General features: G+C 65.5%; 21 protein-coding genes. 6 read left to right on the top strand and 15 right to left on the bottom strand.

Going from position 1 to position 22,576, the window contains the following annotated elements; genetic code table 11:
- Positions 1-431: 431 nt before the first annotated feature.
- The 6 genes from DFO58_RS01995 to DFO58_RS01970 form a co-directional block, all read right to left on the bottom strand.
- The gene (locus DFO58_RS01995; protein WP_120989165.1) at positions 432-950 is read right to left on the bottom strand and encodes a peptide-methionine (S)-S-oxide reductase; all 519 of its coding nucleotides are present in this window, start codon (positions 948-950) and stop codon (positions 432-434) included.
- A 255-nt stretch (positions 951-1,205) separates the two neighbouring features.
- On the bottom strand, positions 1,206-1,586 hold the full coding sequence (locus DFO58_RS01990) for a VOC family protein (RefSeq protein ID WP_120989164.1): 381 nt from the start codon (positions 1,584-1,586) through the stop codon (positions 1,206-1,208).
- A 502-nt stretch (positions 1,587-2,088) separates the two neighbouring features.
- Positions 2,089-2,346 (bottom strand): hypothetical protein, encoded by a 258-nt coding sequence (locus DFO58_RS01985; protein ID WP_353616375.1) that lies wholly within the window; start codon positions 2,344-2,346, stop codon positions 2,089-2,091.
- 258 nt (positions 2,347-2,604) lie between these two features.
- Positions 2,605-3,333 carry a response regulator gene (locus tag DFO58_RS01980; protein ID WP_183043084.1) on the bottom strand — a complete coding sequence of 243 codons (729 nt, stop codon included), beginning with the start codon at positions 3,331-3,333 and terminating at the stop codon, positions 2,605-2,607.
- Between the two features lie 135 nt (positions 3,334-3,468).
- Positions 3,469-4,554, bottom strand: coding sequence for a redox-regulated ATPase YchF (gene ychF, locus DFO58_RS01975; protein ID WP_053798493.1), 1,086 nt, complete (start codon positions 4,552-4,554; stop codon positions 3,469-3,471).
- Positions 4,555-4,623: 69 nt separating this feature from the next.
- Positions 4,624-5,721, bottom strand: a complete 1,098-nt coding sequence (locus DFO58_RS01970; protein WP_120989162.1) for a 4-hydroxy-3-methylbut-2-enyl diphosphate reductase — start codon at positions 5,719-5,721, stop codon at positions 4,624-4,626.
- 207 nt (positions 5,722-5,928) lie between these two features.
- Here DFO58_RS01970 and xseA point away from each other — a divergent pair, with 207 nt between their 5' ends.
- The 3 genes from xseA to DFO58_RS01955 all read left to right on the top strand — a co-directional run bounded on the left by xseA (position 5,929) and on the right by DFO58_RS01955 (position 8,002).
- The gene (gene xseA / locus DFO58_RS01965; RefSeq protein ID WP_120989161.1) at positions 5,929-7,203 is read left to right on the top strand and encodes an exodeoxyribonuclease VII large subunit; all 1,275 of its coding nucleotides are present in this window, start codon (positions 5,929-5,931) and stop codon (positions 7,201-7,203) included.
- A gap of 16 nt (positions 7,204-7,219) precedes the next feature.
- A complete protein-coding gene (locus DFO58_RS01960) occupies positions 7,220-7,450 on the top strand; it encodes an exodeoxyribonuclease VII small subunit (RefSeq protein ID WP_047119612.1) in 231 nt (76 codons plus the stop codon).
- Between the two features lie 132 nt (positions 7,451-7,582).
- A complete protein-coding gene (locus DFO58_RS01955) occupies positions 7,583-8,002 on the top strand; it encodes a MepB family protein (RefSeq protein WP_053798495.1) in 420 nt (139 codons plus the stop codon).
- Positions 8,003-8,060: 58 nt separating this feature from the next.
- Here DFO58_RS01955 and DFO58_RS01950 read toward each other — a convergent pair whose 3' ends face one another.
- From DFO58_RS01950 to DFO58_RS01930, 5 genes are all read right to left on the bottom strand, one after another.
- The gene (locus DFO58_RS01950; RefSeq protein WP_120989160.1) at positions 8,061-8,924 is read right to left on the bottom strand and encodes a PPK2 family polyphosphate kinase; all 864 of its coding nucleotides are present in this window, start codon (positions 8,922-8,924) and stop codon (positions 8,061-8,063) included.
- A 147-nt stretch (positions 8,925-9,071) separates the two neighbouring features.
- Positions 9,072-10,874 carry a DUF262 domain-containing protein gene (locus tag DFO58_RS01945; RefSeq protein ID WP_183043083.1) on the bottom strand — a complete coding sequence of 601 codons (1,803 nt, stop codon included), beginning with the start codon at positions 10,872-10,874 and terminating at the stop codon, positions 9,072-9,074.
- Between the two features lie 112 nt (positions 10,875-10,986).
- Positions 10,987-12,207, bottom strand: a complete 1,221-nt coding sequence (locus DFO58_RS01940; protein WP_120989158.1) for a pyridoxal phosphate-dependent aminotransferase — start codon at positions 12,205-12,207, stop codon at positions 10,987-10,989.
- A gap of 89 nt (positions 12,208-12,296) precedes the next feature.
- On the bottom strand, positions 12,297-13,214 hold the full coding sequence (locus DFO58_RS01935) for a glycine betaine ABC transporter substrate-binding protein (RefSeq protein WP_113606530.1): 918 nt from the start codon (positions 13,212-13,214) through the stop codon (positions 12,297-12,299).
- Positions 13,215-13,247: 33 nt separating this feature from the next.
- The gene (locus DFO58_RS01930; RefSeq protein ID WP_053798499.1) at positions 13,248-13,727 is read right to left on the bottom strand and encodes an NUDIX domain-containing protein; all 480 of its coding nucleotides are present in this window, start codon (positions 13,725-13,727) and stop codon (positions 13,248-13,250) included.
- A gap of 125 nt (positions 13,728-13,852) precedes the next feature.
- Between DFO58_RS01930 and DFO58_RS01925 the strand changes: the two genes are divergently transcribed.
- Complete coding sequence (locus tag DFO58_RS01925) at positions 13,853-14,359, top strand: Lrp/AsnC family transcriptional regulator (protein ID WP_053798500.1); 507 nt, start codon at positions 13,853-13,855, stop codon at positions 14,357-14,359.
- Positions 14,360-14,454: 95 nt separating this feature from the next.
- Here DFO58_RS01925 and DFO58_RS01920 read toward each other — a convergent pair whose 3' ends face one another.
- Both DFO58_RS01920 and DFO58_RS01915 read right to left on the bottom strand, forming a co-directional pair.
- A complete protein-coding gene (locus DFO58_RS01920) occupies positions 14,455-15,315 on the bottom strand; it encodes a hypothetical protein (protein WP_147407170.1) in 861 nt (286 codons plus the stop codon).
- 183 nt (positions 15,316-15,498) lie between these two features.
- Positions 15,499-16,116, bottom strand: a complete 618-nt coding sequence (locus tag DFO58_RS01915) for a GNAT family protein (RefSeq protein WP_047119619.1) — start codon at positions 16,114-16,116, stop codon at positions 15,499-15,501.
- A gap of 92 nt (positions 16,117-16,208) precedes the next feature.
- On the opposite strand from DFO58_RS01915, the gene DFO58_RS01910 reads away from it, so the two are divergent.
- Positions 16,209-16,865, top strand: a complete 657-nt coding sequence (locus DFO58_RS01910) for a 5-formyltetrahydrofolate cyclo-ligase (RefSeq protein WP_052772427.1) — start codon at positions 16,209-16,211, stop codon at positions 16,863-16,865.
- Between the two features lie 75 nt (positions 16,866-16,940).
- The gene (locus DFO58_RS01905; RefSeq protein ID WP_120989156.1) at positions 16,941-17,636 is read left to right on the top strand and encodes an RcpC/CpaB family pilus assembly protein; all 696 of its coding nucleotides are present in this window, start codon (positions 16,941-16,943) and stop codon (positions 17,634-17,636) included.
- Between the two features lie 82 nt (positions 17,637-17,718).
- Here the strand turns inward: DFO58_RS01905 and DFO58_RS01900 are convergent, their stop codons facing one another.
- Together DFO58_RS01900 and DFO58_RS01895 are read right to left on the bottom strand one after the other, a co-directional pair.
- Positions 17,719-18,075, bottom strand: coding sequence for a hypothetical protein (locus DFO58_RS01900; protein WP_120989155.1), 357 nt, complete (start codon positions 18,073-18,075; stop codon positions 17,719-17,721).
- Entirely contained in the window at positions 18,076-22,413 is a 4,338-nt protein-coding gene (locus DFO58_RS01895; protein WP_286163419.1) for a DNA helicase, read from the bottom strand.
- Positions 22,414-22,576: the final 163 nt, after the last annotated feature.

Here is a 22,576-nt window from a genome sequence, read left to right as displayed (position 1 = left end):
AGGCCTCACCCGGTCACGCCGACCGCCTCAAGGGCGGTAGCCTCCTTGTGGACGGGCAGCCACGCAATTCCTTCGGGCCTGCATTCGAGAAAATCTGCAGGTCCAGAATGTCGCAGCTGACGCAGTCCAACTTCCATCATCTATCGGCTCTCCGACGACGTGTTCCGCGAATTAGCCGCTACTGGGGCCTTCGATCAACGCCGCCCCGTCTTGACAACGAACTCACGGAAGCATGCGTACAGCCGGAATAAGCATCGTACTTGTGGAACAAAACCGAGGTTGCGATCGATAATCGGCCAGATGTTAAGAAACAGCCCCAGATGTGCGAATACCCCGGATTCCAAAAGGAAACCGGGGCATTCACAGTGTTCAGGAATCAGACGTTGAAGCGGAACTCCACCACATTCCGGCACGTAGCAACGTCTCACCGATCACCACGAGCGGCCGGCTGAATCATCCTTCTTCCGGTATTTATCCAGCAGTTCCGCCGGAAGGTGACAGGAATCCTCGGGACAACGTGCGAGCCGGTCCTGGTGTTCCTCGGCGCTTCGCACATAGTTGGCCAGCGGCAACACCTCAACGGCGATTCGGCGAGCGTCGTCTCTCGCAGCAATGAAAACTCGAGCCTGATCGAGATGGGCCTGCTTGTTGGAGTAAACACCAGTGCGATACTTCGGACCGAGCTCCGGCCCCTGCTGGTTGACACTGTAGGGATCGATGATCTCGAAGAGGTAGGCCATCAGCTGCCCGACACCCATAACCGACGGATCAAATCGTGTGCGCACGCATTCTGCGTACCCGTCGTAGTCGCTGTCGATACACTCGCTGGTTCCGTTGGCCCTTCCGGCCTCGGTGAACGTCACCCCGGGCAGTGTCGCGATGAAGGCTTGCACGCCCCAGAGGCAGCCGCCTGCCAAATAAATCTCTTCAACTACTTGCTCGGCTTCCATGTACCGATACTACTGCTACCTGCGCGGCGATCGTTCTGAGGGGAAAGGAACAACCCGAATACAACGGCTGTCCCGAGTCCAGGAGAGGTTGCCACGGGCTACCCGATACACGCAACAACAGATACGGCCCGCTTGAGCTGACCCCTACGCATCTCTAGACTTCCGTCCGAAGCCGGAGTTGCCACGCCGTTTCGTTTGCGCCGAACTTGGCCTCAGATTTAACTCGGCCGATTCGCCAGCAATGGGGTCGAGGTTTTACTGGGTCGCGATCCACCAAATGGCGCCCGAAGGGTCCATCACCCCGCCGCGCAGGTCGTCGTCCTGGTTCTTGCGGGCAGGCGCTTGGACGGCGGTCGCTCCCGCATCGATTGCCCGCGCAAAGGCGGATTCGGCGTCCCTCACATACAAATGCACATGTGCAGGAGCCGAGTCTGTCTCGGTCGCACCGCCACCAATCATCACAACGCTGTCATCAATCCTGACCTCGGCATGCATCAACGACCCGTCAGGGCGGTCAAAACGGCGCAGCAGGATCCCGTCAAAGGCAGCCTCAAGGAACGCGATTACTTCTTCCGCATTGCAGCAGATCAAATAGGGGCTAACCGACGGGTACGCAACAGGCTTCCATTCGTGCATGCCGTCAGGCTATGCCAAAAACTCAGCGATGTCAGCCCCGATGGCCCGATTCATGCTGCGACCGAGGCCTACATCGGCATCGTCTTCATGGCCGGCATCTTCCTGGAACGATCTCGGCACATGGCTCGTGCGTGACCATCGACTTTGTAGGAGACCTCGTCTCCGATTGGTGGCATACATGCGTACCAGGCGCGGGATGCACCGCACCAGCAAAGACTAGGTGCTGGCTCAGAAGCACGAGCGTTTCGTCTCGCTGTGCTCGTTCAACGATCGAGCAGTTTCACACGCTAAACCGGAACCCCACCGAGTACCGGTACTTAGAACCAACAACGACGTCGCCCTAGTTGGAACCTTCAGAAATCTGCAGGTCCGGAGCACTACACTCTCACCACCGGTGAACTAGATGCCCGTCAGACACATATACGGCAAAGCCGCTCACGCGCCCTTCAACGGAGTGATTGAAGCAATCTGTTCCCCCACGAAACCCTCGGCACAATCAAGTTCATAGTGGCTCTGCAAATAGATTCAAAACTCCGCCGATGTGCCGAAGTACTACTCCAGCCGCAGTTCGGTATTCGCGGTCATGCCCCGCTTGCCGTGCACGATCTAGTTGATCCGCCAAGGGGACGCCGATGAACACGGCGAGCTTGTTCTGAGTGATCCCGAGTTCTTCGATGAAGTCCGCCATAAGACCCTCACCCGGGTGGATTGGGCGATCAGCTCGACCTCGGTGGTAGTCGGTCAATTCGACATCTTCCATGCCTCCATCTCTTCAGACCAGGCATAGCCACCACCGCGCGATCACGCGAACGCAGTACTTCCTGCGACGATTACCGTCCAAAACGCACCAGCGGGTTCCCCGCCACACGATCCGGCCAACACGATTGATTTGATGCTAGACAATAAACACACACCGATCGGCCCATAGACCATACAATCGGTTCGGAGGCCGATCGGGTGTCCCTAATGCGGTGAATCGAAATTTCCACCACGTTACTCCAGATACCAACCTTTGAGGCTAATGCGCTAAAGGCTGACGATTCACGCGCTCTTCATTAGCCAATCGCAGTTGCAGGGCCACGAGTTCGATGATTTCCCAGGGGTCGTTTGTTGCACCCTGACCGTCGTGCTCGAGAACCTCAGCGACGTGTTCCGGTTTCTTAGAACTCGAATACACGAGTACCCGAGTCTTGTCGCCCCACGAACGCAACCCATCGAGGAGTTCATACCCCGCGCGTCTGCTATCAGGTCGCCCCATATCAGTCACGATGACATCGAAGTCGTTATCGGCTATGAGTCGATATGCGTCGTCGGTCGTCGTTACACACACTGATCGAATACCGACCTCTGACAAGGCTGCACGCTCCCACGCGACCGACTCGGGTTCATCATCCACCCACAACACCAGTCCAGAACCAGCTTCACGTAGTTCGCTGTAGAGCCGGGGTATCTTCGTTGGCAGGTTGGATGGGTACTCTTGTGCGCGTGACTTGTACGCTTCCCCGAGTACCTCGATCAAGCGAGCAACCCCTTGATTCGCGCCAGCCGCGCTTGCCGCCGCATCCTCGCTCGTGCTCTCTATGCGCCCCCACAACTTGAGATATCGGCTCTCTTGGAGAGTTCCTTGCTCTTCCTGAAGCGCAAAGATGCGTAGAGACACGTACAGCGCGAGGAAAGTAATCGCAAGTGCGAAGCACGCCAGGGGGTTCACCCCGGCATAGAACCAATCCTGCAGAACGAGAGACACGACAGTACCGACAAAGCACACACACGACGCGCTAAATGCGAGGGCACGGCCACATTTCCCGAGCAGGACCCGAGCAGATGCGCTGGCGAGTGATGCACCCTCTTCCACTGTGCCCCTTTGATTGTCGAAACGCGATTAGACGTTGAAGCGGAACTCCACGACGTCGCCGTCCTGCATGATGTAATCCTTGCCTTCGATGCGGGCCTTGCCGGCGGCCTTCGCATTGGCTACCGACCCGGCGGCGACCAGGTCGTCGAAGCCGATGACCTCGGCCTTGATGAAGCCGCGCTGGAAGTCGGTGTGGATCACGCCGGCCGCCTCAGGCGCGGTGGCGCCCTTGCGGACGGTCCACGCGCGGGTTTCCTTCGGACCGGCGGTCAGGTAGGTCTGCAGGCCCAGGGTGTCGAAGCCGACGCGGGCCAGCTTGCCCAGACCGGACTCGACGATGCCGGCGTCTTCCATCATTTCTTCAGCTTCGTCTTCTTCCAGTTCGGCCAGCTCGGCCTCGAACTGGGCGTCCAGGAAGATCGCCTCGGCCGGAGCCACGAGCGCGGAGAGCTTTTCCTGCATCTCGGTGTCGGCCAGACCTGCCTCATCGGTGTTGAACACGTAGATGAACGGCTTGGTGGTCATCAGCTGCATCGGCGCGAGCTCGACGAGGTCCACGCCGTCGGTCTTGCTGGCCGAGTAGAGGGTGCGGCCCTCTTCCAGGATCTTCTGCGCTGCCAGCACTGCGTCCAGGAAGGACTTCTCGATCTTCTTGCTGCGCAGCTCCTTCTCAAGGCGCGGCAGCTGGTTCTCGATGGTCTGCAGGTCGGCCAGGATCAGCTCGGTGGCGATGGTCTCGATGTCCGAAGCCGGGTCCACCTTGCCGTTCACGTGGATCACGTCGTCGTTCACGAACGCGCGGGTGACCTGGCAGATTGCGTCGGCCTCGCGGATGGTGGCGAGGAACTTGTTGCCCAGGCCTTCGCCTTCCGAGGCGCCTTTCACGATGCCGGCGATGTCCACGAAGGACACGGTGGCCGGCAGGATGCGCTCCGAGTTGAAGATCCCGGAGAGGACCTTCAGGCGCGAGTCAGGCAGCGGCACGACACCCACGTTGGGTTCGATGGTCGCGAACGGGTAGTTGGCTGCCAGCACCTGGGCACGGGTCAGCGCGTTGAACATGGTGGACTTGCCGACGTTGGGCAGTCCGACGATTCCGATAGTAAGAGCCACGGGAGGAAATTCTACCTTTTACTAGTATTGTGCGCCCAGTTCTGTGCGGGCGCGTGAAATTTGCGGGGGCTAGCGGGACTCGGGACGGTGGCCGCGCCCGCCCAGGGCGCGCTCCTCGTCGCCGGATTCCTTCAGCTTGCTGCGGATCTCCTTGGGCAGCGAGAAGATGATGTCCTCTTCAGCCGTGGTGACCTCGGCGACGTCGTTGAAGCCGTACTCGGCCAGCAGCGAGACGACCTCGCGCACCAGCACCTCGGGCACCGAGGCGCCGGAGGTGACGCCCACGGTGGAGACGCCTTCGAACCAGGTCTCGTCGACCTCGTTGGCGAAGTCCACGCGGTAGGCGGCCTTGGCGCCGTGATCCAGTGCGACCTCGACCAGGCGCACCGAGTTGGAGGAGTTCGCCGAACCCACGACGATCACCAGGTCCGCCTGCGGGGCGATGTTCTTGATGGCCGCCTGGCGGTTGGTGGTCGCGTAGCAGATGTCGTCGCTGGGCGGATCCTGCAGGTTCGGGAAGCGCTTGCGCAGACGGCGCACGATCTCCATGGTCTCTTCCACGCTCAGGGTGGTCTGCGAGAGCCAGATCAGCTTGTCAGGGTCCTTGACCTGGACAGTGTCGGCTTCCTCCGGGTTGTTCACGATGGTCGTGACCTCGGGGGCCTCGCCGTAGGTGCCTTCGACCTCCTCATGGCCTTCGTGGCCGATGAGCAGGATCTCGTAGTCGTTCTTGGCGAAGCGCACTGCCTCGCGGTGCACCTTGGTCACCAGCGGGCAGGTGGCGTCGATGGTCTGCAGGCCGCGCTCCGCGGCCGACTGCACCACTGCCGGGGAGACGCCGTGGGCGGAGAACACCACCAGCGCGCCCTCAGGCACCTCGTCGTTCTCCTCCACGAAGATCGCCCCGCGGGATTCCAGCTCGGAGACCACGTGGACGTTGTGCACGATCTGCTTGCGCACGTATACCGGCGGGCCGTAGTGCTCCAGCGCCTTCTCCACCGCCACCACCGCGCGGTCCACGCCGGCGCAGTATCCGCGCGGAGCGGCCAGCAGCACCTTGCGCTCGGTCACCAGCGGGGACGCCGCCAGGATCTCCTGGGGAGAACGGCGGGTGCGCGGAATACGGGGAACCGGCAGGGATACCGGGACAGAAGTGGAAGTAGCCATGCCTCTAGTCTACGAAGTCGGCGCAAGTTAGCGCATGCTCATATGAGCCGAACCACCCTGCCGGGGCTGTGAGTTCCGCCTCTGCCTGCGATACTGCGGTGTCTGCGCGGCCGCCGGCCGGGGCAAATCCGCGCAGATGTCGGGCCGGTGGTGTAGCGTCGAATGCGCGCCACAGGTGCGCCACACCGCAAAAGGAGCCGTGAGCAGATGCAGTCATCGCCGCCAGCCGGCGCGCCGACCGGCGTGCCCGCCACCGCTGCGCAGACGAGCCCGGAAAACCCGTGGCCGCTGCGGGTGCTGTCGGAAAAGCTGAAGATCCACATCGAGAATTCCCCCTACACCTGGGTGGAGGGGCAGCTGCTGGAGGCGAACGTGCGCAACGGCCACGCCTACCTGACGCTGCGCGACGTCGACGTGGACAATTCGTTCTCCGTGACCGTCTGGTCCTCGGTGATGCGCAAGCTGGAAACCACGCCGACCGTGGGCTCGCGCGTGGTCGCCCGGGTCAAGCCCAGCCTGTATGCCAAAACCGGCCGGTTGTCGCTGAACGCCACCGACCTGCGCCCCGTGGGCCTGGGCGAGCTGCTGGTGCGCCTTGAACGGCTGCGCCAGGCGCTGGGCGCCGAAGGACTGTTCGACCCGTCCCGCAAGCGCCGACTGCCGGTGCTGCCCGGACGCATCGGGCTGATCACCGGGCGCGACTCGGACGCTGAAAAGGACGTGGTGCGCAACGCGACGCTGCGCTGGCCTGCCGTGCAGTTCTCCGTTATCAACACCGCGGTGCAGGGCGTGGACGCGGTCCCGCAGGTCATCGCCGCGCTGCAGAAGCTGGATACGGACCCGCAGATCGACGTCATCGTGATCGCCCGAGGCGGCGGCGCGCTGGAGGACCTGCTGCCGTTCTCCAACGAGGACCTGGTCCGCGCGGTGGCAGCCGCCTCCACCCCGGTGGTCTCCGCGATCGGCCACGAGGCCGACCGTCCGATCCTGGACGACGTCGCCGACCTGCGCGCCTCCACTCCCACCGATGCAGCCAAGCGCATCGTGCCGGATCTGAACGAGGAATTCGCCGGGCTCGACGCCGCCCGCCAGCGCCTTGAGCGGTCCATCGATTCAATGCTGCAGCGCGAGGCCCAGCTGGTCTCCTCGCTGCGCGCCCGCCCGGTGCTGGCCAGCCCGCAGGTCATGGTCGAATCGCGCGCCGAGGACCTGCAGCGCTGGGTGCAGCGCTCCACCGCGCTGATCGGCCACCGCGTGCAGCGCGCCCAGGACGAGGTCGCCCACCTGCGCGCCCAGGTCCGGGCCCTGTCCCCGCAGCAGACCCTTGACCGGGGCTATTCGGTCACCCAGACGGCCGACGGCAGCGTGCTGCGCGATGCCTCGACCGCCAACCCGCAGGACCTGCTGCGCATCAGGGTCGCCGCAGGCCAGCTCACCGCCACCGTCCAGGATATCTTCCCCGCCGCCGAGGCGGCCCACTAGTTTGGAGCACCATCACATGAACGAGCAGATCCCGACCGACATCGCCGCGCTGTCCTACGAGAAGGCCCGCGACGAGCTGATCGCCGTGGTCAACCAGCTGGAGACCGGTGGCGCGCCGCTGGAGGCCTCGCTGGCCCTGTGGGAGCGCGGCGAAGCGCTGGCGGCCCACTGCGAGAACTGGCTCAACGGCGTCTCGCAGCGCCTGGAGGCAGCCCGCGCCCGCCATCTGGAGAACACCGAGGACTAGTTCGGCGCACGCCGGGCTCGGACGCTTCGAACCGGGCAAGTCATCAGCGAAAGCACACGGCCTGCGCACCATGCGACGCCGTCCAGCTGTTCCACGTTGGCGGTGGGATATCTTGGGTGGGTGCAATTCACAATGCTTGAGGCCTACGCGGCTTCCGTGTCGGCGCCCATCGCGGTAATTCCCGAAGCGCAGAACAGCGACTACGAGTCCGGCCTCGCCCAGATCGACGGCGAAGCATGGCATATTCGTACGGCGCGCAACACTCCGACAAAGGCTGGCGCTTTCGTCGCATTCTGGCGGCGGGCCGTTGACGGGACGACCGAACCATTCCGCGACGACGACACGGCCGCAGGCCTGCTCGTCTTCGTGGAGCAGCAGGGGCGACGCGGCGTATTCCGGTTCACCGGTGCGCATCTGTCCGAACTGAAAATCACCTCGGGCAGATGGCCAGGCAAACGCGGGTTCCGGGTCTATCCAAGCTGGTGCAAGAACTTGAACGGCCAGGCGACAGCCGCGCAGCGGGCCCAGGCCTGCGCGTTCCACGAATTCTGAGTCCGGGCACCGCAAGCTGTGCAGGCCGAGCTCTGGGGAGCGCCATGGGAAAGCCGGATCAGCGTGTCGCGTCCAGCCGGGCCTTTTCCGCGGCGACGTCGAACTTCGCCGGCGGCCACTGCGGGTCGATGCGCCGCAGCACCTGCAGCAGCAGCTCGGCCACGCACAGCCGCGCACGCCACTTCTGGTCGGCAGGGATGACGAACCACGGGGCGGCGGCGCTGTCGGTGCGGTTGATCGCCACCTGGTAGGCCTGCTGGTAGTCATCCCAGCGCAACCGGTCTTCCACGTCGCCGACCGCATATTTCCAGAACTTGTCCGGGCGTTGAAGCCGTTCCGAGAGCCGCTGGTACTGCTCGTCGCGGCTGATGTGCAGCATCACCTTGATCGGGTGGATGCTCAGCTCCCCCAGCCGCTTCTCGAACGCGGTGATCTTCGCATAGCGCTTCTCCACCTGCTCGGCGGTGCTCAGCTGCTGCACTCGGTGGATCAGCACGTCCTCGTAGTGCGAGCGGTCGAAAACGCCGATGATGCCCCGGCGCGGCAACCGCTTCTCCACGCGCCACAAGAAGTCGTGCGCCAATTCCTCCGGGGTCGGGGTCTTGAACGCGAAATGGTCGACGCCCTGCGGGTCCAGCAGGCCCACCACATGGCGTACGATCCCGCCCTTGCCGGAAGTGTCCATTCCCTGCAGGATCAGCAGCACCGAGTCCTCGGACTCCTGCTGCAGCGCGGAGGCGAACAGCCGCTCCTGCAGCGAGGACAGCTCCTCGCCCAGCTCCTTCATCCGCTGCGCGGCTTCCTTCTTGTCCTGCGGGGCATCCGCCGGCCACCAGTCCGGGTCTCCGGTCGCTCGTTGGGACAAATCCAGGCCGGGTTCGACGCGCAGCGCGCTGATCAAGTTCTCCGGGTAGGCCATCATTGAGCACCTCCTAGATTTCATGTCATTCACGAATTTCTAAATTTGAGCCAACATTACTTGCAATCCTCTTCGGGCAGGAGGCGATTCACCTAATTGCAATACGGTGTGTCTCCGCGGCATTCCGAGCTCATACCACCTCGTCCAGAGCTAAATGATGTCGCTTAGACTCGGTTCGTCACCGCTGCAAACCGCCCGCATGAAATTTTCGATGGCCACGGCCCGGCACTCCAAGAAACGGTCGAAGTCGTGCCTAACTGCCGCGAAAAGTTCTTCGCTCGACCCGAATTCATACGGTCCAGCGTCTTTTAAAGCCTGATACGGGACAAGGTGTGTTCGCAAGCGCCGTTCGATGTCCTGCTCGTTGGGTGCACGTTGTGCTCGCTCTTCCAGGTACTTGATGGGGGCGCTACGGGCTATGGTGCGATTAGTTTTCCAGGTAATCAACGCGCAATTGAGCGCCAGCATCGATTCGATGCGGGCATCCTTCAGGAGCTTATCCGGAAAAATATGGTGGTACTCGCGGGACGAGATGTTCTCATCGTTCAGCTTGGTATCATCGGCGAAATCTCTAGCGCCAAAATATGTAGACGCCGCAAGAATCGCCCTAGAGAGAGAACGTTTCGCCTTTGGCCATCCAGCACTCTTGAGATCTTTGCGGCTCGGCAAGGAGTACCATTCATCATCAAGAATTGGCACGGCCGACGATGAGCTTACCTCATCCATAACATCCTTGAGTGCCCTGTAGTCAACGAATGCACGGGTCGCAGCTGCCGAATCGTATCGGCTGGTGAAGAATGAACGCCAGAGATATTGGCGCATCAACTTGTCGACTGCAGCTCGCTCGTCGCCGTTTTCGGGTTCATTCGCTATCAATGCTGCAACAACAGGAATTGGGATAGCGGTAGGAAGCCTCTCGCCGTCAAGAATGCGAAGCGACTTAACGAGTTGGATCGACCGGACAAGTCCGCGGGACATGACATCCCAGTTCTCAACGAACACTTCGTGATTCATCTCGAAGAAGCCTCGCTGGCCTGGAATCTTGTTCTGGAGAAGCGCCGACGTTTGAAGGACTGCACTTTCCATGTTGAAGTATTTCTTCAAGTATGGATGCCGGCGCTCAAGCTCGTCTTCCATCTCTTTCAGACGCCTGCCCGTTATGCTTTCTAGCTCTGCTACGAATATGTCATGAGCCTTAAGCGGTTTGGCGTTGGTGTTCATCTTGACGAATACATCAAGTGCAGTCGATTTGCTGGTTTGTGCAGGAAGTGACAGGTAAGGGAGATTGAAGTGCTTGAGAGTTTCGCGTTTCTCTGAAATTAGGGATTTGGCCCGGCTTCGGTATTCGCTCGCCCTCATGAATGCAGCTTTGAATTCAGCCAGCTCCACTATGTCGGCACCAGGTTCGAGTACTTTGGTGGCTTCGCTCAGCCAATCGTCTAATCTGTCGAAAGTAGGATCGAGAAGTCGAACTGGGACCATTCCCCGGCTCAGGCATTCCGACGGCGAATCAACCCACATCGGGAATTTCGTACCAGAGGCATTGGTCCATCGGGCTACCTTGCGAACGGCAACATCATGGTCGTCGTTGCCAGGGTTTTGGTCGAGAACTGGGAAATGAACGAAGTATGTAATTTGTGGATCGTTGTCACGAAGCGCGCGATATAGAGCTGTCAGCCGCTGCTGTCCATCCAACAGGTGCTCGGTGACTTGTTCGCTTGTTTCTGGAGCAGATTCCAGGGACCGGGAGATGAACTGTTCCTTGTCTCCCACATTGAGGACCAGCGCAATTCCGAGCGGCAAGTCATCAATGATGGTGTCGAGCAAGGATACAACTCGATTTGAATCCCAAGCGACTCCCCGCTGAAAGCTAGGCAATCGCAGTTGACCGGAATCGACGCGGGCCAACCAGTCTTGAACTTTGCGATTCTGTGCTTCGCTTCCGGTCCCCATGCCATACCACCTGTTCAAACACCATCTGAAAACTATTTGAGTGCCAGCATAAGCAAAACGCCGGTGCAGGCCAATGATTTTTGGCTTGCACCGACGTGTTGTCGAGAGATAGTTATGCGCGGGCGCGCCAGTCCTCAAGGAAAGTACCGATGCGGCCGACCGCATCGGTCAGGTCGCGCACGTTCGGAAGCGTGACCAGGCGGAAGTGGTCAGGGCGCACCCAGTTGAACGCGGTGCCCTGGGAGATCAGGATCTTCTGCGCCTTGAGCAGCTCCAGAGCGAACTTCTCGTCGTCGTGGATCGGGTAGACCTCGGGATCCAGCTTCGGGAACATGTACAGCGCACCCTTGGCCTTCTGCACGCTCACGCCGGGGATGGCGGTGAGCAGGTTGTAGGCCGCGTCGCGCTGTTCCAGCAGGCGGCCGCCGGGCAGGATCAGGTCGTTGATCGACTGGTAGCCGCCCAGCGCGGTCTGGATCGCATGCTGCGCCGGCACATTGGCGCACAGGCGCATGTTGGTCAGCAGGTTGATGCCCTCGATGTAGTCCGCTGCCAGGTGGCGCGGACCGGAAATGGCCATCCAGCCGGCGCGGAAGCCGCAGACCCGGTAGGCCTTGGACAGCCCGGAGAAGGTGATGACCAGCACGTCGTCGGCCAGGCCGGCGGTGTTGATGTGCTCGGCGTCGTCGTAGAGGATCTTCTCGTAGATCTCGTCGGAGAAGACGATCAGATCGTGCTTGCGGGCCAGTTCCAGGATCCCCTCCAGGGTCTCCATCGGGTAGACGGCGCCGGTGGGGTTGTTCGGGTTGATGATCACGATGCCCTTGGTGCGGTCGGTGATCTTCGCTTCCATGTCCTCCAGGTCCGGAAGCCAGCCCTCCTCCTCCACGTTGAGGTAGTGCACCGGGGTGCCGCCGGCCAGCGAGACCGAGGCGGTCCACAGCGGGTAGTCGGGAGCCGGGATCAGCACCTCGTCGCCGTTGTTCAGCAGCGCGTTCAGGCTCAGGGTGATCAGCTCGGAGACGCCGTTGCCCAGGTAGATGTCGTCCACGCCGATGGTCTGGATGCCGCGGGTCTGGTAGTACTGCGAGACCGCGGTCCGGGCGGAGAGGATGCCGCGCGAGTCGGAGTAGCCCTGGGCGTTGGGCAGGTTGCGAATCATGTCGACGAGCACCGCGTCGGGCGCCTCAAAGCCGAACGGCGCGGGATTGCCGATGTTCAGCTTCAGGATGCGGTGGCCCTCGGCCTCCATGCGGGTGGCGTGCTCCAGCAGCGGCCCGCGGATGTCGTAGAGGACGTTGTGCAGTTTCGTCGATTGTTTGAATTCGGCCATGGGTACACTTTCTCACGTCAGGCGCGCGCGGCGCGCCTTGTTACTCAACCGTTGCACCCGGCCGGGATCATCGGCCGGGTGACGGGCTGCTAGTTGTCGATGATCCAGCGCCAGCGCTGCGCGGCGTCGTCGGGCGCTATCGCATCGGGGCCGGAGACCATCCGGTTCAGGCCGACCAGGGCCTGCTGGTTCACTTGGCGGGTGACCTGGTTCAGGCCGTCGACCGCGTCCTGGTCCACCGCCTCGCCGGCCAGCGCCAGGTAGGGTGCGGCGTCGAAGAGCTTGGCGCTGCCGTCGACCATGGTGAACGCCTCGTCCCCGATCACCGCGTCGTGCTGCTGCAGCACCACCACGCGGGACACCGCGGCGCGCAGCTCGTCGTGCAAGGTGGCGGCGTCGACGGTGCGGAACACCGGCTTGGCGCAACCTGCATCTTCCAGCGCGTTCTCCAGCCCGGCGGTGGGCGCCGCGGCGGAGATGAAGGTCAGCTCGCTGCAGGCGGCGGCCAGCGAAGCCACCGAGGTGACGGAGTATTCGGTCGCCTCCGCGCCGGAAAGCACCATCACCGCTCCTGCATCGCCCTGTGTCAGCGGCAACGCGGTGAATCCCAGCTCGGCGTCGTTGAGCAGCCCCACGAGCTTCTTGGCCTCGTCGCCGGCCAGCAGCTGGTCCTCGCCGCGCGGGTCCTGCTCCGCCGGGAGCAGCCCGATAGCCTCAGGGGCGGTGTCGATCGCGATGTCCGCTGCACCCTCGGCCAGTTGGCGGTAGGGATCTTGCGAGGGCTTGGTGAAACTGATGGTGTAGCCCAGCTGCTCCAGCGCGTCGCCGTAGACGTGGGCCAGCGCCTGCCCGGTGGGATCCTCGGTCGGCGCGATGCGCAGCGTGACATCGCGGCTGGGCTCGGTTCCAGCATCCTGCGGAGGGGTGGTGCAGCCGGCCAGCGGCAGGGCCAGGGCGCAGGCGGCCAGGGCCAGCGTGCGGGCGGGGGTGGCGTGTGGGAACTTCATGTCCCTACCGATTTTAGGCCAGCACGGCCCGGATCAGCGGTTGCGCGCGCCGGGATCGGTCATCCGCAGCATCACATCCACCCTTTCGATCCTGTTCAGCTGGCGAATTTCCTCGCGGGTGAACCAGCCGGCCTGGCTGGTGGAGCCGTTCTGCTCGGCGCGCAGCTCCCCGCCGGCCAGCTGCGCGGTGTAGGTGACCGCGACGGTCTGCATGGGGTGGCCCTCCCCCGAGTAGCGCTTGGCACCGGGGATGATGCCGGTGGTGACGTCCAGCAGCGCCAGGGTGTCGACGTGGTAGCCGGTTTCCTCGAAGACCTCGCGGATCACGCCGTCCGACGTCTGCTCGCCCAGGTCGATGCCGCCGCCGGGCAGCGTCCAGCGCGGGATGAAGCGCGGATCGCGGTGGCGCATGTCCCACAAGGTCAGCAGCACCTTTCCGTCGTTCTCCACCAGCGCGTAGGCGGCCAATCGGGTGTCGTACAGTTCTCCGGTCTGCTCGGATGCTCGTGTCATGACACTAATATATCCGCCGGTGCCGGACGTTCCGGACAGCTGAGCCGCGGCCCGGCGGAGGCACGGCACGCACCTGGCGCATCGAAGCAGTGCTCGATTGAGCCCAAGTATGGTGAAATATTCTTATGTCATCGCAATCAGAGCAGACCCACGGTACCGATCTCGACGAGATTGATCGAATCATCATCGACGAGCTGGTCGCCAATGCGCGCATCTCCAATGCGACGCTGGCCCAGCGCGCGGGCATCGCCCCGTCGACGGCGCTGCTGCGCACCCGCTCGCTGGTGGAGCGCGGCATCCTGACCGGCTACCACGCCGAGGTCTCGCTGCGCAGCGTGGGCCGCACCGTGCAGGCGCTGATCTCCGTGAAGCTGCGGGTGCACGATCGCGAGAAGATCGACACCTTCGTCGACCGCATCCCGCAGCTGCCAGAGGTGCTGTCCATGTTCCATGTTTCCGGCGGCACCGACTACCTGCTGCATATTGCCGTCAGCTCCACCGAGGCGCTGCGCGACTGGGTGCTGGACAACCTGGCCACCGACGAGTCCGTGGGGCACACCGAGACCACGCTGGTCTTCGCACACCACATGGGCCACCGCGGCCCGCTGCCCTCCGAGGACGCGAACCTCTAGGCTCGGGGCCTTGGTGCTTCCGGCGCGAAGACCCCGAAACGGCAAAAAACCTGCGATCCACACGGATCGCAGGTTTTTTGCTGGTCTCTGGTGCGCTAGGCGCGGCGGCGCTGCATGACGGCGTCCAGGTTCAGTCGCGCTTTGGAAGCTGCCGTCTTGTCCTGGGTCGGCGCCTCGGTGCGCGGGGCGGCGGTTTCGGTGCCGGTGGCCTCGACCGCTGGCTTCACCGCAGCGGCAGGGGCCTGGGTTGCGGCGTCCTTCGCGGCAGGAGCCAGCTTGGCCGGAACGCTGGCCACGGCGGCCTGGTCCTTGGCGGAGACTTCCGAGGCGATGCGCTTGGCGTCCTCGGAGGCCTTGAGGCTGATCTGCTTGCTCGGGCGCAGCGGCTCGGAGACCGGCAACGGTTCCGGGCGCACACGCGCGGCGATCTCGCGCTGGGTGGCTTCGCGCACCTGGACATAGGTCGGGCGCGGCACGTTGGTCGGCTCCCAGGTGTCCGGCTGCTTCACGCCGCCGAAACCGTGGGCGACACGCAGCGCCTCGGCGCGCAACTCGTCGGCGGTGATGGCCGGGGCGCGGCGGGAGGAACCGGGGCGGGCGTCGAAGACCTCGTCGTCGGTGTCCTGCTTGCGGACCAGCACCTGGTTGGCGCCGTCCTCCATGGCGGGAGTCTGCATCGCGCGCTGGCGGGTGGCCTCTAGGGTGGCCAGCAGCTTGCGGTTGCGGTCGCGCACGGCGAGCATGCGCAGCGAAGCGAAGGAGCCCAGTCCGACCAGGAAGAAGATGCCGACCCAGCCGAAGGTCAGCGCGGTGAACGGTGCGAGCATCAGTCCGACCAGGGTGGCCACGACGGCCAGCAAACCCAGCAAGGCAAGAGACAACCGGCCGTAGCGCACGCGAATCCTAAATTCAGAGACAGCCTTCGCCTGCGAAGCGCTCTGTGACGTGCCGGCCATGTGGTTCCTCCATCACCGATAGGTTCGGTCAAATCCTGCGGGAAACCGGATACGGCTTCTCGACTCAACACTATGCAACCGATGAACCGGTCACCCGCACTTGCGTAGGCGTGTTGCAAAGTTTTCGTGCACGATGTGCCACCTCAGAAGCACATTTGCGGATTCCGCCTGGAATTGGCGGATTTATTCGTAGATGCGTTCGATCATGGGTGTTGCCAGTTCCTCGCGGTTCAGGGCGAAGGTGCGGTGGTCGCGCCACTGCCCGTCGATGTGCAGGTAGCCGCGACGCAGGCCCTCGTCGCGGAACTTCAGCTTGTCCACCACCCGCAGGCTCGCGGCGTTTTCCGGGCGGATGTTGATTTCCAGCCGGTGCAAGCCCAGCGCGCCGAAACAGTGGTCGATGACCAGCGCGCAGGCCTCCGGCATCAGCCCGAACCCCGCATGGGACTGGTCGATCCAGTAGCCGATGGACGCGGTGCGCGCGGCGCCCCACTGCACCCCGCTGACCGATACCTGGCCGATGATCGGCGGGTTCGCGCTGTGCAACTGCGGCAGCGTGAGCACCCAGGCGTAGCCGGTGCCCTCCCGGGCGGCGTTGTGCTTCAGCCCGATCATCTCGCGGTAGGTCATCGCCTCGGGCGGGCCGGAGGGGTTGGTCGGGTCCCACGGCTTGAGCCATTTCGCGTTCGCATGGCGTAGCGCGGACCACTCGGCGGCGTCGGACAGCTTCAGCTGGCGCAGCGCCAAACGCTGCGACACCAGATCCGGGACCGCGGCCTTGCCGCGCCAAAAGCCTTTCATGCCTTTATGGTATCCGCCGCGCGGCCCCGGCGGCGGCCGCCGCGTGTCACACGGAGTCCGGCGCGGGCCGCGCAGTGAGTACAGTTGGTGCCATGGATGCACAGAGCTCACCCTCCGCCGTTCCGGCCGATTCCGCCGCCGCGTCCGCAGGTGCCTTCGCCGAGTCGAAAAAGGCCCTGCGCGCGCAGATCCGCGCGGCGCGGCGCGCGCTGCCTGCCGAGGTCCGGGCGCAGCGCTCCGCGGCCATGGCCGATGCGGTGCGCCGCTACCTGGAGGACCTGGCCCCGGTGGTGCGCACGGTCGCCGCCTACTGCTCCGCCCCGGACGAGCCGGACACCGAACCGCTGCTGGCGGCGCTGGTCGCCGACGGCATCCAGGTCTACGTCCCGGTGTGCGAACCGCAGTACCAGCTGTCCTGGGTGCAGTGGTTCCCGGGTGTCGAAGTGGTCCGCAGCCCGCGCGCGCCGGTCATGGAACCGGTGGGCCCGCGCCTGGGACTTGAATTGTTCGACGAGGTCGCCACCGTATTCATCCCGGCGCTGGCGATCGACACCGACGGGCTGCGCCTGGGCCAGGGCGGCGGCTACTACGACCGCTTCCTGCCGCAGATCGAGCAGTTCCCGGTGCAGGTGGCCGCAATGGTGTACGACGAGGAGGTCGTGGCCTCCGGGACCTTCTCCGTCGCGCCGCACGACATGCCGGTGGACCTGGTCATCACCCCCGGCGGCGCCCGCCACTTCCTGGGCTAGGGTTTCGCCCCGGCGTTTTCCCCACTCCGTCCTCGTTCCCGGCGCCCGTCGGCCGGCCGGGTGTGCACTGGGTGCATGAAGAGTCCCGCCACACGCCGCGCCCCGGTGATCCCCCGGCCCAAGGTGCGCCCGGTGCGCACCCGCCACGAGGCGCTGCGCCGCTACCGCCGCCCACTGGCCATCGCCTGCCTGCTGCTGGCCGCCGCCGCGGCCCTGAACGAGCTCTCCTCCGGCCAGCTGGCCCAGCGCGAGGTCGTTGTGGCGGTCTCCGATCTGGCCGCCGGGGCCGTGATCTCCCCCGCCGACGTGCAGCTGCAGCGCATCCCGGCGGACCCCGACGACCACCGGCTGCTGACCGACCCGCAGGAGCTGGTGGGCCAGCGGCTGGCCATCGCGGTGCCGGCGGGCACGGCCCTGCGCAGCTACCTGCTGGTGGGCCCGCAGCTGCTGGCAGGCAGCGCCCCTGGCACCGTCGCAGTCCCCATCCGGCTGAGCGATCCGGCCGCCGTGGGCCTGCTGAATCCCGGGCAGCTGGTGGACATCGTGCTCACCACCGGCGACGGGTTCGAGCGGCAGATCCGCTCGGAGACCATCGCACAGGGTGTGGCGGTGCTCTGGGTGCCGGCGGCCGACCGCGGCGAGTTCGGCATGCTCTCCGGGAGCCCGGCCGAAGGCGAGGGCATCATCGTGGTGGCCGCCGCGGCCAGCCTCTCCGACGACCTGGCCGGGGCGGTGTCCCGCGGCAAGGTCTCCGCGGTGCTGGTGAATTAGCCCCTTGCCCCGGGCAGCGCAAAGCCCGCCGCTCCCCTGCGTGCTGCAAGCGGTCGGCGGGCTGTTTAGCACTTGGCCCGGGCTACCCCCAGTGCGGGGGTTTTTCGCGTTTCATGGCCTCGGCCAGGTCCTCGGGCGCGTCTCCCCACTGGCGGGGGTCGTCGTCCTTGGCGCGCAGTCCGGCCAGCGGATCCCGGGTGGTTTTCGCGGGGCTGGCGGCCTGCGCGATGGAGTTGGCCGGACGCGAGTTCGCGGAGGACTCGTCCACCGAGGAGGTGTGCGGAACCGGGGTGTAGGAACCAGTCAGCTGCACGCGGGCCTGCAGGTGCTGCGGCGGGGCGATGACCCGCGCGCGCTTCTTGCGGGGCGCCGGCTGCGGATCCCGGCGCTGCTCCCCCGCCGCGGGCAGGGGCTCAGCACCAGGTTCGGATTCATCCATCTACTTCGAGCGCTCCGTATCCGTCGGCTGGGTGCTGGCAGGTACCGGCTTCGGGGTGGCGCCGTCTGCGTCGGCCTTGGCGGCTGGAGATTCGTCCTTGGCCTGAGCGGTCTTGGACTCGGCGTCCTTGGAACCCGATTCCTGGGAGCCTGTCTTCTTGGCCCCGGCCTCCGTGGCCGCTGGCGCCTGGTCCTTCGGTGCGCTTGCTGAGGCGTCCTGGTCGGACTTCGGCTGCGCTGCGGCCTCGGTCTTTGCACCGGTCTTCGCATCCGCCTTGGCGTCCGGCGTGGCTTCCGCGGCAGTCCCGGAGGTGACCTGGCTGGCGCGCACCGGCGGGGCCGCGGCCAGCGAGGCGCGCGACTGCTCGGAGGGCGCCGGAGCGGAGGCAGGCTTCAGCTGCAGGTAGCGGGCCAGTCGGTCGGTGACCGCCCCGGGATCGGTGAACACGTCGATGGTCCACAGCGGCACGTAGCGCCAGCCGTGGTTCTCGAAGAAGTCCGGACGCAGGCGGCTGCGCTCGCGCACGGTCAGCCCGGCGTAGTGCTCGGTGCCGTCGTACACCACTGCCAGCGGGCGGATGTCCTGCCCGTCGACGTCGAAGGCATGCGCGGCCAGATCCAGCACACCGCGGTAGTCCTCCGAGACGATCGCGCCGCGTTCGCGCAGGCGGCGGGCCAAGTCGGAGACCAACGCGTCGAAACGCGGGTGCGCCCAGCTGGCGATCGCCGAGTCGCCGGCCTGCACGCGGGTGAACAGGTCGAAGAACGCGCCGGCGCCGTGGTGCAGGCGGGAGGCTTCCAGCTCCTCGGGCTGCAGGCTGGAGACCAGGGTCAGCCGGGTGCGCGAGCGGGTGACCGCCGCGACGAACAGCTGCTCGCCGCCTGGGCGGGAGAGCTCGCCGAATTCGTGCAGGGTCTTGCCGTGCGGGGTGCGGCCGTAGCCCCAGGCGAAGATCACCGCGTCGCGGCGCAGCCCGATCAGCCGGTTCACGGTGGTGACCACAAACGGCTCGTGCTTGGCGCGCAGGTGCTCCATCGCGTACTTGTGGTTCGGCAGCTGCACGCGGATGGCCTCCGCGATGGCCGACGCGTGGGTGCGGTTGGTTGCGATGACCGCCAGCGACTCGCCGGGGCGGGTGGAAAAGTGCTCGAAGACCAGGTCCACGATGCGCGCGACCTCCGCCACGGTGGTCTGCACGCCGTCGTCGCTGCTGGCCAGGGTGCCGGTGGCGTCGGGCACGTACAGCGCGCTGAGCTTGCCCGAGTGCTCCGCGGTGGCCATGGCCTGCGGCAGCCGCGAGATCGCCGAATCGTAGTAGGTGGCGGACAGCTGCTGCACCAGGCCCTCGTCGATGCCGCGGTACACGGTGGACAGGGTGCCGGTGACCAGCACCTTGTTCAGCGCCGACAGCGCGGAGACCCCGGCGTCGCGCGAGCCGATGCGGGCGGTGGGGTCCACGGAGACCTCGAAGGGCTTGGGGCCGCCGAGCATCTCGTCGCCGATGGCGATGACCTGCCGGGAGCGGCGCACCGCGTCGAGCACCTCGCGCAGGGTCAGGTAGTTGGCCTCCAGCAGGATGACGGCGTCGAACTCGGCGTCGTCGGGCAGCGCGGTGCCCAGCAGCAGCGGGGCGGAAACGAAGACCGGGGTCAGCGAATTGACCAGCGATTCGCCCAGCGAGAGCACCTTGGCGATGGAGACGGTATTATCCTTGAGCATCTCGCGCAGGGCGCGGGAGGCGGCGCGGTGGTCGGCCAGGGCGGCCTTCCAATTGCGGGCCAGCTGCCAGCGGATGCGCTCGGGCCCGGCGGCGATGTGCGCGCCGTCGGCCAGCCGGTACTCGGCCTCCAGCCGCTCCAGCTTCGCGCCGTCGTTCATGGCCAGGAAGTCGTCGCCGGAGATCATCGCATCCAGCACGGACTGCCACCAGGACAGCTCCAGCTCCGCGTCCACCGCGTCGGCGTCGATCTGGCGCTCGGCGAAGTCGTCGAGCAGGTCGCCCAGGCCGGCTTCGGAGAGCTGCTCGGCGATCAGCGTGCGCTCGGGCAGCTCGGCGAGGTCCTCCTTGTGGTCCACCAGCGCGGCGATCAAATCCAGCAGCTGGGTGATCGGCATTTCACGCAGGTTCCCGCCGGTGCGGGCCGGCAGCATCGCGGAGAGCTTGTCGATGCGCGCCCCGGCGTCGTGGTAGCCGGCCTCCACGTCCAGCAGCCCGCCGGGAACCTGCGGGTTGCGCTGGGATGTGGCGTAGGCGCGCCAGGCCTCGCGCTGCACGGCCACCGCCTGCAAGGCAGCCTGCAGGTCAGGCACGTGCATGCCCGGGCGGACGTATTCCTTGGCGATCTTGCGCAGGCGGGAGCGCACCAGCGAGCCCATCTCCACGCCGTGCTCGCGACGCCACGCGCTGGTGGCGGTGGCGGCGATCAGATCGTCGATGTCGCCCTCGAAGATGTCGGACTCGAACTTGTCCAGCGAGCCGCGCACGGCGACCAGCAGGGCCAGCTGGTCGCCCCACTTGTCGTAGCTGTCATCCAGCCGGATCTGGCTGCGTTCGGCGATCTTGAGCATGTGCTCGTGCAGGATCGGCAGGTCGCGGCCCAGGCCGCTGGCCAGGCTCAGCGCCTGCGCGGTGGCTTCCTGGTTGCGCAGCGGGGCGCCGTGCCAGGGGCTGGTGGTGTGCTCGCGGGAGAACGCGCCGAGCTGGGCGGCGCGCTTGAGCTGCGCCGCGACGTGGCCGCGCTGGCCCATGGAGTCCAGCACCGAGCGCTTCAGCCGCACCGTGGTGGACGGGGCGGGGTTCAGCGCGGAGAGCCGGGCAAGCTCCTGCATCGACTGGTACGGCGAGCAGCCCCAGCGGCTGCGCACCGAATGCAGCGACTTCACGTGCTCGTGCAGCGCGTGGCGCGAGTCGCGCAGGCGCTTGAACAGGTTGCCCAGCTGCGGCTCGGTGGCGCGCTCGTTGCGCAGGATGGCGCGGGTCAGCTGCTTGCGGACCGCGTCCGGGTCCTCGTTCGGCTCCAGCAGCAGGCTGGCGGCGTCCAGCTTCGCGTTGAAGCGCTCGACGAATTCCTCCGCGGCGGTGCGCTGCTCGGCGATGACCAGCACGCGCTTGCCCTGGGCTGCCAGCACCGCGGCGGCATTCAGCGCAGTCTGCGTGGCGCCGGTGCCGGCGGCGGCGTTGATCGCCACGGATTCCCCGGCGGCGATGTATTCGAGCATGCGCGACTGTGACTCGTCGGCGTCCAGCAGGTAGAGCTCGTCCTCGGGGTCGCGCTCGTCGGAGGACTTGGCCAAGGTGGTGTCCCCGGTGTGGACCTTGCGGTTCGCGCCCGGGACCGGCTTGCCGGCGGGGCGGATGACCGGTTCGTGCGGACGGCGCGGGCGGGCCGAATCCTTGATCAGGTTCTTGACCCGGCGCAGCCGCGAACCGGTGTCCTCCGGCTCCTCGGCCTTCGCGTCGTCCTTGGCCTTGGCCTTGGCATCCTGCTTTGCGCCGGATGTGGCATCGTCGGTTTCGCTCCCGGCGGCGTCGGGGGTGGCGTTCTTCGCGGCGACCATGTTAGCCAGCGCGGTCGAGCCCTTGGTGGCTTCGGCGACCTTGGCGGCGCGTTCGGCCAGCTTCTCGTTCTCGGAGTGCTGGATCAGCGCCTCGATGACCGGGTGCGGGCCGTTGAGCTTGGCCGGGTCGGCCGGGTCGATGAGGTCGGAGAAGGTGGACAGCAGCAGGCGGTGGCCCACGACCACACCCGGCACCTCGGAGACCAGATGGCGCAGGGCGTCCATTCCGCGCACCGGGTCGAAGCGGGCGATCGAGTAGGCGGCGGCGTCCACCGCGGAGACGTCGATCGTCGCGTGGTGGTCGGCCTCGAACTGGCGCACGAACGCCGGGGAGATGGTGGCGCGGCCGACCAGCTGGACGTCGTAGTCGTCGGTGTCCACGTGCTTGGACAGGGTGATGCGCCCGAGCATGATCGGGGCGGAGACCGGTTCGCTCTTGCCCTCGTGCACGGCGCGCCAGTTGGCCACGCCGGCGGCCAGGTAGCCCACGTCGATGCCGCGTTCGTCCCATAGCTCGCTGATCTTGGAGGCCAAGGCGCGGGCGGTGCGCTTGGCGGCGGCGTACTGCTCGGCGTCGTGCAGCAGGGTGGATAGACGGGTGCGTCGGCCGGCCAGGAATTGAGCCAGCCCCGAAGGGTTGGCGTGCGTGATGTCGATGCTGTTGGACGTCGACGGAGCGAACCTCAAGGTGGTGTCGGCCCCGGCGCTTTGCCCCAAGGATTTCACCCAGGCGGCTACTCGATCCGCAGCAGCATTCTGAGCACTGGTCACGACAGTCATTCCCTTCACTGAACCGGCCTAGCGGCGGCGCGCGCCCGCGCGCGACACCTCTATCTAACGTAGTGCACGCGCGCGGCAGAACACCGGCGCGAAACACGTTTTAAGCGTGTGAAGCGGAACCCGGGCGGTGGGCCGGGGCGCATGACGCGCCGCGGCCCACCGC

This window comes from Arthrobacter sp. AG1021 (assembly GCF_003633665.1).
GTDB lineage: Bacteria > Actinomycetota > Actinomycetes > Actinomycetales > Micrococcaceae > Glutamicibacter > Glutamicibacter soli.
The sequence above is the reverse complement of the archived record's forward strand: the minus strand, read 5'-3'. Positions and strand labels throughout refer to the sequence as shown.

Coding starts and splice junctions, on each gene's coding strand:
- DFO58_RS01945 (WP_183043083.1), bottom strand. CDS start 10,874: ATGGGGACCGGAAGCGAAGCACAGAATCGCAAAGTTCAAGACTGGTTG.
- DFO58_RS01995 (WP_120989165.1), bottom strand. CDS start 950: ATGGAAGCCGAGCAAGTAGTTGAAGAGATTTATTTGGCAGGCGGCTGC.
- DFO58_RS01970 (WP_120989162.1), bottom strand. CDS start 5,721: ATGGCTACTTCCACTTCTGTCCCGGTATCCCTGCCGGTTCCCCGTATT.
- DFO58_RS01900 (WP_120989155.1), bottom strand. CDS start 18,075: ATGGATGAATCCGAACCTGGTGCTGAGCCCCTGCCCGCGGCGGGGGAG.
- DFO58_RS01920 (WP_147407170.1), bottom strand. CDS start 15,315: ATGGCCGGCACGTCACAGAGCGCTTCGCAGGCGAAGGCTGTCTCTGAA.
- DFO58_RS01905 (WP_120989156.1), top strand. CDS start 16,941: ATGAAGAGTCCCGCCACACGCCGCGCCCCGGTGATCCCCCGGCCCAAG.
- DFO58_RS01935 (WP_113606530.1), bottom strand. CDS start 13,214: ATGAAGTTCCCACACGCCACCCCCGCCCGCACGCTGGCCCTGGCCGCC.
- DFO58_RS01960 (WP_047119612.1), top strand. CDS start 7,220: ATGAACGAGCAGATCCCGACCGACATCGCCGCGCTGTCCTACGAGAAG.
- DFO58_RS01930 (WP_053798499.1), bottom strand. CDS start 13,727: ATGACACGAGCATCCGAGCAGACCGGAGAACTGTACGACACCCGATTG.
- DFO58_RS01990 (WP_120989164.1), bottom strand. CDS start 1,586: ATGCACGAATGGAAGCCTGTTGCGTACCCGTCGGTTAGCCCCTATTTG.
- xseA (WP_120989161.1), top strand. CDS start 5,929: ATGCAGTCATCGCCGCCAGCCGGCGCGCCGACCGGCGTGCCCGCCACC.
- DFO58_RS01915 (WP_047119619.1), bottom strand. CDS start 16,116: ATGAAAGGCTTTTGGCGCGGCAAGGCCGCGGTCCCGGATCTGGTGTCG.
- DFO58_RS01985 (WP_353616375.1), bottom strand. CDS start 2,346: ATGGAAGATGTCGAATTGACCGACTACCACCGAGGTCGAGCTGATCGC.
- DFO58_RS01895 (WP_286163419.1), bottom strand. CDS start 22,413: ATGACTGTCGTGACCAGTGCTCAGAATGCTGCTGCGGATCGAGTAGCC.
- DFO58_RS01910 (WP_052772427.1), top strand. CDS start 16,209: ATGGATGCACAGAGCTCACCCTCCGCCGTTCCGGCCGATTCCGCCGCC.
- DFO58_RS01940 (WP_120989158.1), bottom strand. CDS start 12,207: ATGGCCGAATTCAAACAATCGACGAAACTGCACAACGTCCTCTACGAC.
- DFO58_RS01925 (WP_053798500.1), top strand. CDS start 13,853: ATGTCATCGCAATCAGAGCAGACCCACGGTACCGATCTCGACGAGATT.
- DFO58_RS01955 (WP_053798495.1), top strand. CDS start 7,583: ATGCTTGAGGCCTACGCGGCTTCCGTGTCGGCGCCCATCGCGGTAATT.
- DFO58_RS01950 (WP_120989160.1), bottom strand. CDS start 8,924: ATGATGGCCTACCCGGAGAACTTGATCAGCGCGCTGCGCGTCGAACCC.